This window comes from Burkholderia sp. L-4, from assembly GCF_056856535.1.
In genome coordinates this window covers 847,483-860,195 of record NZ_JBXEOX010000002.1, presented here as the reverse complement: position 1 = coordinate 860,195, position 12,713 = coordinate 847,483, and the positions used below count along the sequence as shown (strand labels likewise).

The window sequence follows — 12,713 nt, the reverse complement described above, 5'->3', positions numbered from 1 at the left end:
TTCAGTCTTTGTAGGTGCGTTCGTTTGACGTGCGCATGAAACGAACGATCGAAGCGATGGGTGATTGCTTGCCTCCACCTTGAAGGTCGGCATTGTTGTTGAGGATAATCTCCCACTTATTGAAAGCTTGCCCAGAATCGTCCTGCGCCCCCACCTTATTTGTATGCAGACTCCACAGCTGCTGCCGTAACCTCTTGGTCACGTCACCATTCTCATGACAGATGTTGAGTTCGCTATCTGCCTCCATGCTACGTGTGTTGATGTTCGCCGACCCGAGCGTCATGAACACGTCATCGATCGTCATCAATTTTGCATGAACGTAGACGGGCACCCAGTTGCCTGGCGGAGAATCCGGAGCCACGAGCGTACAGACATGAACCTTGAGGCCATCGTATTCCTTGTTCAAGACCGGCTGGGGCACGCTCTTCATGTTCGATGCTATCGATTCTCGCTGCTGTTTCAACTGCTCGATTCTCGCCTTCGCATCGGCAACCCGCTTTGCCGAGTCAGGCGAGTCGACAATGCCTTGCACTTCAAGAGCCCCAAGTAACGCTTGGTTTGCCTGCGACTGCTGATCCGCAACCGCTGCCATCTGATCCTTCAGAGCAGTCTGGCGAGCATCCTCTTGCTCCAACGTCGCGACACCCGGAATGCTCTGCGCCTTTCCCAACGCGTTCAGCATCCGGTAAGTATTGACGGTCCCGGTTCCGACTGCCTCGTCACCGGAATTCGTGATGGCAAACAGATACAGCGGGCCATGCTCGGTGACGTTGCGCCCCCAACTGACGTGCTTGGCAGCGACCGCTTTGATTGCATTCGCAAGCGGCGGCCATCGAAAATATTGATTCTGGATAAAGATGTGTTGCGTTGCGTTGTTCACCGCTTGCAAATAAAGCTTCTCGATATCGCGCCGCCCCTTCTGGGACTGTGTACGCACGATCTGAGCCATCATCGGCGTATCACCGCCCGGAACGTATCGGACCTTGAGGCGGTCCTTAAGACCCTCCCGTGCCTTGCCCAGGCCTTGGCCGGTAGCGTCATCCCATGCCTGACAGAAGTTCGCATTCAGATGCTGCAACACCGGACCGGTCACATAGCTGGAGATGTCCTGCCACGGGCTCGGACCATTACGCCCGGTCGAAGGTGTCTCTGGCTTGTAACTGTGAGCGTCCGTATCCCAGTACTGATCGAGCATGTTGTGCCCCATCACAAAACCGACGGCATTCTCCGGGTTCTCATAATCGACAAGCACCATCTTTTGGTGGTGTGTCGGAATTCCGGCACCCATGCCAACACTGTTCATCGCCTTGGTTTGGAGGTCGCGATCCTTGTCTTTACCATGCCAGAAAGTACGCCATGCAATCTCCGCCCGATTGGAGGGACTGAAGCCACGAGTGGCGAAGTCGATATTCTTCAGCGCATGCTCTTTGTAGTACCGTGCACGCGCTTTTTCGTAGGCCAGCTTCGCCAGCGGCGACAGAGGCGACAGGGGTGATAACAGCGAAGTGCTTGTTACGTTATTCAAGTCAGCGCGCCAATACCATTCCGCGTCGAATTTTCTTTCTTCGTCGGTTTGATAGTCACGGGACAACATCGAGCTCCGACGATAGATATCGTCGGATATATGTTGCTTTAACCCGGTCACTGCGTCGTAGCCGGGCATGTTGTTCTCGCCCAATTCGGTGAGATACAACGGGTCCCGCCAACACAGCAATCGGATTTTGACGCCCTTCTGCCCCTTCTGCTCAAGCAATTCTCCGATCCGAAGCGAGTTACCTTTGCGCCTGAAATACATGGACGGCTGAAACCCCCAGCAAATGATGTCGATGGTATGCTGAGCTCCCATGAGTACATCGTAGAGCGTCCCGAACGCTTCTTCGCCGTTTACCAAGGGCCTGAATGTTGCCTGCTTCGCGGCGTATTCAGTAAATTGCAGAAACCATGGCAGCGTCGCCGTCGCGTTCGACGTATGATTCAGCGCCAGCGGCGTGGTGAAGGTATTGTTCGGCGTTGCCATGAGCTATGCGTCCGAAGAAGGATTCAGCAGATCGTTGTACTGTTGTCGGTGGACAGCCCGATCGGGAGCAACTTCGTCCTCGGGCGAACTCTCGAGGAACTGAAACCCCTGATTGGCGAGTTTCCCGTTCGCCGCATCGCGATACTCGCCCGGCACCGGAATCTCATGCCTCACCCCGTTCGCCATCTCCAGCGTGTACTTCTGCGTGGTGACCTGGTGATCGATCGGCAACTGCCCCGTCTTGTCGAATACGCCCTGTTTGACCAGCGCCCCGTCCGCATAGAGCTTGTAAGGCATGCCGACCGGAACGACACCGGTGGCAGACGGCGAAGCCATCGTATTCAGCATCAACCGACGCGTCGGCAAGTCCTTGAACGCCGGATTGGTCACGTCCATGCTCGTCGGACCACTGAACGCATGCTGCGCACCCTTCACGTCGATCTTGCCCGGCGCATGAATCTCGATATCGCCGCCTTTGAGACGGATGTACGCACCGCCGGACGTCAGCAGGATTTCCTGCTGTGCCGATGCGTGGACCTTCTCGGTAACAGATGCCAGCAATAGTGACTTCTGCGCTGTCACCTCGACGTTGTCCGCGTGAGTCTGGACCTCGATTTTCCCTTTTGCCGCAAACAGCTTCATCCCGGCATTCTGCACGAACAGGCTCAGTTTCTCCGTAATGCTGGCAACGAGTGACTTGCCGGTGGCAACGTGCGTGCTTTGCCCGCTAACGATATTGACATGCTCATCGGCTGCTACGTGTGTCGACTTCTGCGTCGACAGGCCGATGCCGGCAGGTGCCGCAACCAGGATCACGGGCAGCTTGAACGCGCCGGCATCGCCCGTCCCTCCACCCGCTGTCACCCCCCCTCCGCCCGTCGCCCCTGATTCGTGGTGCTGCGTCGCATCGGCGAATGCCTTGAAGGTGTCGTGGCCGTCCTTCAGGCTTTCCGCCGTCGACGTCTCGCTCGCTTGCGACAGGCCGTCGAGCATATTCACCGAACCGTTCAATTGACGCGTCGCCAAGGTGGTATCAAGCGGCTGGCCGGCGACCGGGTGTGTCGTCACGAACAGCCCTCGCCCTGCCCGTAGCGCGCCATAGGCCTCCGAACTCAGATCGAAGCCCTTGCCCAGATAGCTGCCGCGCGTGTTGTCGGTCTGGTCGATCAGGTAGCCCAGGTGCAACGCCGCGTTCGAACTGCTGCTGTACAGGTGCACGCGGTTCTGGCCCGTCGAATCGTCCATCACCATCTGGTTGTAACCGCTCCCCGAGAACTCCTGGGACCGGTAACCCGACAACAGGGCATTCGAATGCCATCGTGGCTTTACGCCCCCGTTGTATACCCGATGTAGTGCAATCGGACGATCGATGTCGTTCCCGATATGGCCAATCAGCAGTTCTTCGCCCGCGCGCGGCATATGAACGCCGCCATAACCGTCGCCGGTATCGGATTGCGCGACACGCACCCAGCACGACGCCCGCTCGTCGCCTTCGTTGTGCCGATCCCAGATGAACAGCACCTTGATCCGGTTCAGGTCGTCGGTATACGCCTGCGCCCCCTTCGGACCGGCAACGATGGCCGATTCGAGCTTTGCTTCGGGCTTTTTGTGTTCGAGGGGGCTGTGATATGGGACCGACGTGCGTTGCGCTTCGATCGCAACGCGATAGAAGCCCGCCGAGCCGTCGACATGCGACACGGTGAACAGCTTCTCGGTGTCGTCCGCATCGGCCTGCTTCACTGCCTGATAGAGACTATGCGGGTAATTCGCTTCGTGCCCGGAAAGCGGAATGTTGTTGACGATGATCCACTCGACGTCGATCACCGCGAACTCTCGATGGTCGGCCGCGTCCTGATCATGCTCGGGATGTCCGGTCAGCGTGAACCGCCGTCCCGCATCGATGCGGCGCACCCCGCCGACGCCGTCATAGCGTTTGGCCTGCGACTCCCATTCCTCCATGCGGATCTTGCTGAGATGGTCGCCACGCTCCTGTTCGGGGTACGTATAGCCGCCCGTGTATTCATACACCTCGGCCTGCGACGGGAGATCGCCCTGATTGGCCATCGTGGGAATCGAAGTCGCCTTCGGATTGGCCGGCGTGGCCGGACTCTTGTAGTCGAACGTTCGCGTCGACAACAGGACGGACTGCAGTGTCCGGGTTCCGGCCCACTGCGTAAGGGCGTTCACTTCACCATGAACGCTCGCGCGGGAAAAATCGACTGTCGGAGGCGCAAGCGGCTCGAGCGCCTGAAGACGATCGGTAATCACCAGTGTATGCGACTTTCCATCCTGAGCCTGCTTCCAGATACCGTACAAGCCCTCGGATTCGAGGAGCCGGTGCACGAAATTCCAGTCGGTTTCATCCTGGCGGCAGTAGGAGCGTGAGGGTAGCGGTTGCGATAATTCAAAGCGATACATTCCGCGCGCCTGCGGATGATCATTGAATACCTCGGTAATGATCGCGTCGACGCTTTTGTCTTGCCAGTGACGCTGGTCGCGGCGAAATTTCAGGAAATGCAGCCACGATGAAAAACTGAGCTGGTAGCAAGCGAGGCCGCCGTCCACACCGAGTTTTCTCGCGGTATGCACATAGCCGTGGTGAGGAAGATAGGTTTTGTCGGTCTGCTGGACCCACAGCGTGATCGGCTGCGAAATCAGTGTCTTGAGCTGAACATCGTTCGATGTCGACACGCAGTCGATCATGAACAGGTAATCTCGACCGATGCGGGACTGTCCGAACACCCGGTGCGGGATCAAAACGTTGCTGCCAAGCGGTGTATCGAGCTTGAGAAGCCGTTCCTGCTGGGCCAGCCCTCCCGTGATTGCCCCGATCATGCTGTGCGCATCCATAGCGCCTCTCTCAGAATTATGTTGTTCTTGATCTGTGATTCTACGAATGACGATTCTGTGACGTCAATCGGGTGGAATTCAAACAATTGAAAACCGTAATCATTAAGTCATGCATGTGAATGCATTTGGTAATATAAATCCAACGGCGAAACGCATTGACCGCAAGACCAGATTACGCCGCGATCGAATTCGCCACAGACGAATACATCACGCAGAAGCAACGCACAGTCATCATGTGTCGCTGACTGTTGCGGCCCGCCGATGCCACGCGTACTGCATCGCACGTCGCCGAAAAACTGCAAGTCGCCAGATATTCCAGCCCGAAGGGCTCCGGCCCTTGCACGACAACACCTGCCTGCCGTCGCTCATCAGGCCACATAACGCCCGAGCGGCGATCCCTGCCCCGTACGCCCTAATGGCGCAGATCGACGTACCGGGGTCGGGATATGCATCGTCCATCTATTCGTTACTGGTGCCCACAGCGAATCAACACCCACCTCACCCCTGAACGCTGAGCGCCTTCTCGAGCGCGGCGATCAGCTTGAACGCATCGTCCCGCCCGATCAGAAAACCGCGGCTGGTGTACTCGCATCCGAACGCATAGAAGCTCGGCAGCAGTGTCACCATGTCCTTCTGCCGATCGAGATCGACTTCACATTTCGTCAACGGGAAGAACGGGGGTGCCTCGGCCGGCATGTTGTACACGATGTTCTCCTAGTACATTTTGCGCGGCGGCAGCATGCGCTTCGCACGCAGGCGCTGCCTGGCCACGGCGCTGGCCTTTTTCCGCTTGCGTTCGGTCGTCGGCTTTTCATAGCCGGTGCGACTGCGCAGCTCCCGGATCAGCCCGGTTTTCTCGATGCCGCGGCGGAATCGCCGCAGCGCGACATCGATCGGTTCGTTGACCTTCAGCGTAATGGTTGTCATCAGGGTCCTGTTTCAGGGAAAGGAAAAGGGAAAGGGGGAACGCAAAACTAGCCAAGCCGTGTCATGACGGCACTCGCGATCCCGTCCGACTCGAATTCCGAATATCCGGCTCCGATCGACAGTGCGCGTACCGCCGCGAACATCTGCAGTTCCTGCTGATGGCACAGCGCCGAATCGGCGACTCCGGCAGGCACGGCCGTGCCCGTCCACGTCACCTCGCGTCGTCCGATCAATCCAAGCAGTTCATCGACAATCATTTCGCTCTCCGAATTCATCACGCATTGCATTGCCCGACCGCGTCGCATCAAAGCGAGGCGGCGAAGAAATCCTGTTTGTCGCGATTGCTGTCGATGATGCTCTCGGCGAAGCGCAGCGAAGCGCGACGCGCGTCGCCGGCGTTGTCGAACGGGCGACGCTCACGCACCATGAAAGTCTGGCTGCGGGTCAGCGTATCGTCGGTGCCGCGAAGGCAAATCTTGACCGCCGCGTCGAAACCGGCATCGTAGTTGTGCGGGCTGCCATTGGGCGCCGGCACGTGAGGGTAAATCAGTGGATAAATCTCGAATCCACGGTAGATATGCATGCTCATGACGAACTCCTGGCGTTCGGCCACGGCGCATCGCATGGGCGAACACATCCGGCCTGCATCCCCGTTGCGGGGCGGGCAGGTAGGGTGAATGGGACAACGTTGCAGCGCGGAGGCGGGGCGATGCAGCAAGCGGGTATTGGGAGGGGCGAGCGGCCGGTGGGCGGATGCCGGCTCGAATGAACCCATCATACGCGCATCGTTTGTCGGACGCCCAACTAATTCCGGGTTGCGCGCGACCAGGCGCGCGGGTGCAGCCGGACGGCACACGGTGTCCGGCCACGAAGCCGACACTCGCCGCGCCATCCGATCCGGATCGCGATTACGGCGCCGGCAAGCGCTTCTTCGGGCGCGATTTCGTGAGTGCGGCGGGTTTGGGCGGCACCCAGTTCAATGCGGTGCCGAGCCTGGGCAGCATGATGGCCGGCTTGGCGCGCGGCGGCGGCTTGTTGCTGCGGGACTGACTTCGGGTCATGCGGGTTCTCCTGCCGCACCGCTTGCGCGATCCGATGAGCGTGACGCGTCAAATCGCGCGCGCGGCCGAACACGCGCACGGCGATGCATGCCCGGGATCGGCATGCGCGCGAGTTCGACGGCGGTGCGTCACCCGTGAAGCGGCGACGACGCGCCGCCTCATGAACGATGCTGACGCACCCGGGCAATGAATTACAGCGGGGTGATGTTCGCTGCCTGCAGGCCCTTGGGGCCCGTCTTCGTCTCGTAGCTGACCTTCTGGCCCTCGGCGAGCGTCTTGAAGCCCTCACCGCGAATCTCGGAGAAGTGGGCGAACAGATCGTCGCCGCCGCTGTCGGGCGTGATGAAGCCGAAACCCTTGCTGTCGTTGAACCACTTGACGGTACCGTTATCCATGTTAGATCTCCTGAAAGTATGGACGAGCGCACGCATCCGAAAAGACGCGGACACAAAAAAATAATCAAGGAGGGAGAGGACAACGAATACCGCAGGCTGCGGTCGATGATGAGCAGCAATCGCGCTTCTTGAATACTTACGCGGCCGACAGTACGCCTCGTCAACAGGTGTGTCAAGCGCTTTCGGTCGAGGGGCAGAACGCGCGGCCGTCGTTCGCACCGTCCCGACGACACGCTCAGAGGGACGCCAGCAAGCGCAACTGATGTTCGGTTTCGGTACCGTTGATCAACGCGAAGAACGCGGTCTCGCGACGCTCGATCGCCGACAGACCCTCGGTGTCGGAGAAGATGTTCCATGCGACGCCGTCGACATGCGCGAACCGGCCGCGCGACCGTGCAAACGCCCGCAACAGCGGGCTCGCCTCGCGGCGAAGCACCCGGCGATCTTCATTCAATACGTACGGCGCCCAGCCGGCACGCAGGACGAGATAACAGGGAATGGCACTGCGATCGATTTTCATGGGCACGCCGTTTCTTCCGGAGGTACGTTGCCGATCTCGCTCGTGTCGACGCGAACCACTGAACAGCGCTTGCTCCACTATACGCGCTACCGCTGCCGTGCATGCCGTCGCCGCGGCGCGAAGGCCCGTCGCGGCTGCGGAAATCCGCTCGAAATTTCGCTATACAAACGGATTGAACGGCGTACGATCGAGGCGACGGATGACCGGCGGCCGATTCCGGCGCGTTGCGCCGCGTCCCTCCTTGAATTCGATCGGGCCCCTCACCGCGACCGATCGCCCCGGCGCCGTCGAGCGGCCGTGATGCCCCCTTCCTGTCCCGTCGCTTGAGCGTGGCTCCGAAGCAGTTCCGGAGCAGCGGGCTTTCTCCTCTCCCTGCGGGCGGCATCCGGTTTGCCGGTCCATTCTTCCCCCTCCCGCGCCAGCCCACTCGCGGTAACCCGACAGGGAGGCGCCCATGCGCTTCGACACGACACGTTTCCGGATCGACCCGACACCGCGCAGGGCGGACGGCGAATACATCGCGCATGCGCGGATCACCACGATTCTCCTGGACGGAGATGAACGGGAAGTGCACGCCAGCGGCGATCTCGCCGGCTTCGATGCGCGCGATGATGCAGTCGCCTACGCGACCCAATGGGCCAAAGGATGGCTGAGCGCGCAGTTCGGTTGAGCACGGACGATCCGCAACCGGGCAGGCAACCCGCCGCCGCGGAACGCGAACCGTTCGAGCGCTGCCGGCTTCGCGCGCGGCCGGCGCGAGCGTGAACCCGGGCCAGGCGCTAAAATCCGCCGCCTGGGCATTCACGACGAGCAAGCGTTTTGACGGCGTTCGAGCAGGGTTTCATCCTCACCCGCCACTGGCGGGACACCGCATCCGGCATCGAGATCGAGTTCTGGCTGGCAACCGAACACGGTCCGCGCCGCGTGCGCTTGCGCCCGCAGGAAGCCGTCGCGTTCATTCCGGCCGAACAGCAGGCACTCGCCGAACGCGCGCTGGCCGGCGAGCGCGAAGCCGAATTGCGTCCGCTCGCGCTGCGCGACTTCCGGCAGCGCCCGGTCGTCGGCCTCTATTGCAAGCGCTACCGTCATCTGTCCGCGCTCCAGAAGCGCCTGGCCGCCGCCGGCGTCGACGTCTACGAGGCCGACGTGCAGCCGCCCGACCGCTACGCGATGGAGCGCTTCATCACGGCGTCCGTGCAGTTTCGCGGCCAGCCCGGCCGCGACGGCACGCTGACCGTCGCCGAGCTGAAGCCCGCCGACGGCTACCGCCCGACGCTGCGCTGCGTGTCGCTCGACATCGAAACCAGCGTCCACGGCGAACTGTATTCGATCGCGCTCGAAGGCTGCGGGCAACGCCAGGTCTACATGCTCGGCCCGCCCAACGGCGATGCAAGCGGCGATGCCGGCCCCCTCGATTTCGACCTCGACTACTGCGATACCCGGCCCGCGCTGCTCGCGCGGCTCAACGAATGGTTCGACGCGCACGATCCCGATGCGGTGATCGGCTGGAACCTCGTGCAGTTCGACTTGCGCATCCTGCATGCGCATGCGGAGCAATACGGCATCCCGCTGAAGATCGGGCGCGGCGGCAGCGTGCTCGACTGGCGGGCGCACGGCCAGCAGCCCGACCACTTCTTCGCGGGCGCGGCCGGCCGGCTGATCCTCGACGGCATCGACATGCTGAAATCCGCGACGTGGACCTTTCCGTCGTTCAGCCTCGAGTACGTGTCGCAAGCGCTGCTCGGCGAAGGCAAGTCGATCGACAACCCGTACCAGCGGATGGACGAAATCCAGCGCCGCTTCGATCACGACAAGCCGGCGCTCGCACGCTACAACCTGAAGGACTGCGAGCTCGTCACGCGTATTTTCGACAAGGCCGACCTGCTGTCCTTCGCGCTCGAACGCGCGAGCGTCACGGGCCTCGCGGCCGATCGCACCGGCGGCTCGGTCGCGGCGTTCACGCACCTGTACCTGCCGCGCATGCACCGGCTCGGCTACGTCGCGCCGAACCTCGGCGACGTGACGGGACAGAACAGCCCCGGCGGCTTCGTGATGGATTCGCGCCCCGGGCTGTACGACTCGGTGCTCGTGTTCGACTACAAGAGCCTTTATCCGTCGATCATCCGCACGTTCCTGATCGATCCGGTCGGCCTGATCGAAGGACTCGCGAACCCCGGCGACGACGCCTCGGTGCCCGGCTTTCTCGGCGCGCGTTTCTCGCGCACCGCGCATTGCCTGCCCGATGTCGTGCGCCGCGTATGGGAAGGCCGCGACGATGCGAAGCGGCAGCGCAACGCGCCGCTGTCGCAGGCACTGAAGATCATCATGAATTCGTTCTACGGCGTGCTCGGCTCGACGGGTTGCCGCTTCTTCGACCCGCGCCTCGCGTCGTCGATCACGATGCGCGGCCACGAGATCATGCACCGCACGCGCGAGCTGATCGAGGCGCAGGGTTACGAAGTGATCTACGGCGATACCGATTCGACGTTCGTGTGGCTCGGCCGCGCGCACGACGACGACGAGGCCGGCGCGAAGGGCCGCGCGCTCGTCGGGCACGTGAACCGCTGGTGGCAGGCGCACCTGCGCGACCGCTTCGGGCTCGAGAGCGCGCTGGAACTGCAGTACGAGCGGCACTACCGCCGCTTCCTGATGCCGACCGTGCGCGGCGCGGAAGAAGGCAGCAAGAAGCGCTACGCGGGCCTCGCGGCCGCGGCCGGCGGCGGCGAGGACCTCGTCTTCAAGGGGCTCGAGACGGTACGCACCGACTGGACGCCGCTCGCGCAGCAGTTCCAGCGCGAGCTGTACCGGCGCGTGTTCCGGCGCGAGCCGTACCAGGATTTCATCCGCGACTACGTGCGGCGCACGCTGGCCGGCGAATTCGACGACCAGCTCGTCTACCGCAAGCGCGTGCGCCGGCCGCTGCGCGAATACGAACGCAACGTGCCGCCGCACGTGCGCGCCGCGCGGATCGCCGACGAGTTCAACCACGCGCAGGGCCGGCCGCTGCAGTATCAGCGCGGCGGCTGGATCAGCTACGTGATGACGACGGCCGGCCCCGAGCCGCTCGAAACGATGCGCTCGCCGATCGACTATGCGTTCTACCTGAGCCGTCAGCTCCAGCCCGTCGCCGACGCGATCCTGCCGTTCCTGCGGGACGATTTCGAACGCGTGATCTCGGGGCAGGGGCAATTGTTCGGCGACTGACGCGCCGGCGCCGCGCGGCTCATTCTTACTCGTTCTGAAACACTGCTGGAACGGATTCTCCATTTATCCGGGCGGTGCGGGTTCCTAAACTTGCATCGTCGGTTCAGCCAAGCGAATGCGTGCAGGACCGTAACGAAACCGTCTGAGGAAACCGTGAAATCCGTCATCGTCACCATCGCCGCCGTCGCCGCTACCGCCACCGCTCTGCTCGCCGCGCCGGCCGTGTCGTACGCGCAGTCGTCTCACTCGACGCTCACGCGCGCCCAGGTCCGCCAGGAGCTGTTCGACCTCGAATCGGTCGGCTACGTGCCGATTGCCGCCGACGGTGACAACTATCCGGGCGACATCGTCGCCGCGCAGGAACGCCTGGCCGCCAAGCGCCTCGCCGAACGCGAGCACGCCGAGGCGGCCTACGGATCGAACGGCGCACCGGCTACGGAAGCGGGCACGCCGGCGGTGGCGACCGTGAAGCCGTAACGCGCGCGGCCGGTTGCGTCGGGACAGAACGCCGCCGGGCCGCTCGCCGCGCGTCCGGCTAAAATACCGGCCTGCCGCGCCTCCCGCCGCGGCCGGAGAACCTTCATCATGACCGCACGTCGCGGTGCCGCGGTCGTCATCGCACCCGGCCACGAAGCAGCCAGCCTGTCGAAAGCCCAGAAAACGTTCAATACGCTCGTCAAGCAGATCGAGCAGCGGCGCGAGCGGCTCGGCGCGTGGGACGCCGTGATGCCCGCATTCCAGAAGAAATTCGTCGACGGGCTGCTGCCGCTCGAACAGGCGTCGACCGCGTTGCGGATCCGCTTGCTCAATCTGCTCGACGACGCGTTCCTGCAGAAAGGCTTGAGCAAGGCCGAGCAGCGCACGCTGTCCGCGCTGATCGCCGACATGGCGCGCAACCTGCTCGACTTCAGCGACGACGCGCAGTTGAAAATCATCTACAACCGGCACGCCAAATCGGACGACGACCGCCCGGCGGCCGATCGCGCACCGGCGAAGCAGCATGCGGAGCCGACTCCCGACGTGGCGCCGGCGGACGATCTCGACATGCTGTCGCCCGACGAACTCGCCGAGCGCATGCAAGCCGAGCTGGACGCACAGTTCGAGCGCGACATGGCCGCCCACGAGGCCCGCGAGGCACAGCGCGCCAAACGCAGGAAAGCACCCCGGCAATCGGCCGCGGCGGCGAGGCGCGAAGCCGAGCAGGCCGAATCGAGCAAGTCGATCCGCGAGGTCTATCGCAAGCTCGCGAGCGCGCTGCACCCCGATCGCGAAACCGATCCGCAGGAGCAGGCACGCAAGACCGTGCTGATGCAGCGGGTCAACCACGCGTATGCAAAAGGCAACCTGCTGCAATTGCTGGAACTGCAGCTGGAGATCGAACAGATCGACCGGCGCGCGATCGACGGCCTGAGCGAAGACCGGCTGACCCGCTACAACGGCATCCTGGAGGAGCAGATTCGCGAGCTCGATCAGGAGATCCGGCACGTCGAGAACGACTTCCGGCGAACTTACGGGATCGCGCCATCGGTCAAGCTGGCGCCCGATACCGTGATGCGCACGCTCACGCGCGACATCGCCGCGATGCAGCGCAGCAACCACGACCTGACCGTGACGCTGCGCGAGTTCGACGATCCGGAAAACGTCCGCGACTGGCTGAAGGACATGAAGCGCCGGCCGGCTTCGTCGCACTTCGACGACGATTCTTTCTAGGCGCGTCGCCGAGCAACCCGCAGTTGCCG

13 protein-coding genes are annotated in these 12,713 nt (G+C 62.4%); 5 read left to right on the top strand and 8 right to left on the bottom strand.

What is annotated here, in order from left to right; genetic code table 11:
• Position 1 precedes the first annotated feature (1 nt).
• The 6 genes from AC1VVG_RS20675 to AC1VVG_RS20650 form a co-directional block, all read right to left on the bottom strand.
• Positions 2-2,017, bottom strand: coding sequence for a phospholipase D-like domain-containing protein (locus tag AC1VVG_RS20675; RefSeq protein ID WP_034189684.1), 2,016 nt, complete (start codon positions 2,015-2,017; stop codon positions 2-4).
• Between the two features lie 3 nt (positions 2,018-2,020).
• Positions 2,021-4,867: a type VI secretion system Vgr family protein gene (locus tag AC1VVG_RS20670; RefSeq protein WP_069705924.1), complete on the bottom strand. Its 2,847-nt coding sequence runs from the start codon at positions 4,865-4,867 to the stop codon at positions 2,021-2,023.
• Positions 4,868-5,365: 498 nt separating this feature from the next.
• Positions 5,366-5,572 (bottom strand): hypothetical protein, encoded by a 207-nt coding sequence (locus AC1VVG_RS20665; RefSeq protein ID WP_034189686.1) that lies wholly within the window; start codon positions 5,570-5,572, stop codon positions 5,366-5,368.
• 9 nt (positions 5,573-5,581) lie between these two features.
• Positions 5,582-5,794: a 30S ribosomal protein S21 gene (rpsU, locus tag AC1VVG_RS20660; RefSeq protein ID WP_034189687.1), complete on the bottom strand. Its 213-nt coding sequence runs from the start codon at positions 5,792-5,794 to the stop codon at positions 5,582-5,584.
• Between the two features lie 47 nt (positions 5,795-5,841).
• A complete protein-coding gene (locus tag AC1VVG_RS20655; protein ID WP_034189782.1) occupies positions 5,842-6,051 on the bottom strand; it encodes a hypothetical protein in 210 nt (69 codons plus the stop codon).
• Positions 6,052-6,098: 47 nt separating this feature from the next.
• The gene (locus AC1VVG_RS20650; RefSeq protein ID WP_034189783.1) at positions 6,099-6,383 is read right to left on the bottom strand and encodes a hypothetical protein; all 285 of its coding nucleotides are present in this window, start codon (positions 6,381-6,383) and stop codon (positions 6,099-6,101) included.
• 176 nt (positions 6,384-6,559) lie between these two features.
• Here AC1VVG_RS20650 and AC1VVG_RS20645 point away from each other — a divergent pair, with 176 nt between their 5' ends.
• The gene (locus AC1VVG_RS20645) at positions 6,560-6,844 is read left to right on the top strand and encodes a hypothetical protein (protein ID WP_154233781.1); all 285 of its coding nucleotides are present in this window, start codon (positions 6,560-6,562) and stop codon (positions 6,842-6,844) included.
• Between the two features lie 202 nt (positions 6,845-7,046).
• Here AC1VVG_RS20645 and AC1VVG_RS20640 read toward each other — a convergent pair whose 3' ends face one another.
• Together AC1VVG_RS20640 and AC1VVG_RS20635 are read right to left on the bottom strand one after the other, a co-directional pair.
• A complete protein-coding gene (locus AC1VVG_RS20640) occupies positions 7,047-7,250 on the bottom strand; it encodes a cold-shock protein (RefSeq protein ID WP_034189689.1) in 204 nt (67 codons plus the stop codon).
• A 235-nt stretch (positions 7,251-7,485) separates the two neighbouring features.
• Positions 7,486-7,770, bottom strand: coding sequence for a hypothetical protein (locus tag AC1VVG_RS20635; protein WP_034189690.1), 285 nt, complete (start codon positions 7,768-7,770; stop codon positions 7,486-7,488).
• 454 nt (positions 7,771-8,224) lie between these two features.
• On the opposite strand from AC1VVG_RS20635, the gene AC1VVG_RS20630 reads away from it, so the two are divergent.
• From AC1VVG_RS20630 to AC1VVG_RS20615, 4 genes are all read left to right on the top strand, one after another.
• The gene (locus tag AC1VVG_RS20630; protein ID WP_049035401.1) at positions 8,225-8,440 is read left to right on the top strand and encodes a hypothetical protein; all 216 of its coding nucleotides are present in this window, start codon (positions 8,225-8,227) and stop codon (positions 8,438-8,440) included.
• A 149-nt stretch (positions 8,441-8,589) separates the two neighbouring features.
• A complete protein-coding gene (locus tag AC1VVG_RS20625) occupies positions 8,590-10,974 on the top strand; it encodes a DNA polymerase II (protein ID WP_482836102.1) in 2,385 nt (794 codons plus the stop codon).
• Positions 10,975-11,127: 153 nt separating this feature from the next.
• Positions 11,128-11,451: a DUF4148 domain-containing protein gene (locus tag AC1VVG_RS20620; RefSeq protein WP_034189693.1), complete on the top strand. Its 324-nt coding sequence runs from the start codon at positions 11,128-11,130 to the stop codon at positions 11,449-11,451.
• A gap of 108 nt (positions 11,452-11,559) precedes the next feature.
• A complete protein-coding gene (locus AC1VVG_RS20615; RefSeq protein ID WP_301741288.1) occupies positions 11,560-12,684 on the top strand; it encodes a J domain-containing protein in 1,125 nt (374 codons plus the stop codon).
• The last annotated feature ends 29 nt before the right edge of the window (positions 12,685-12,713 follow it).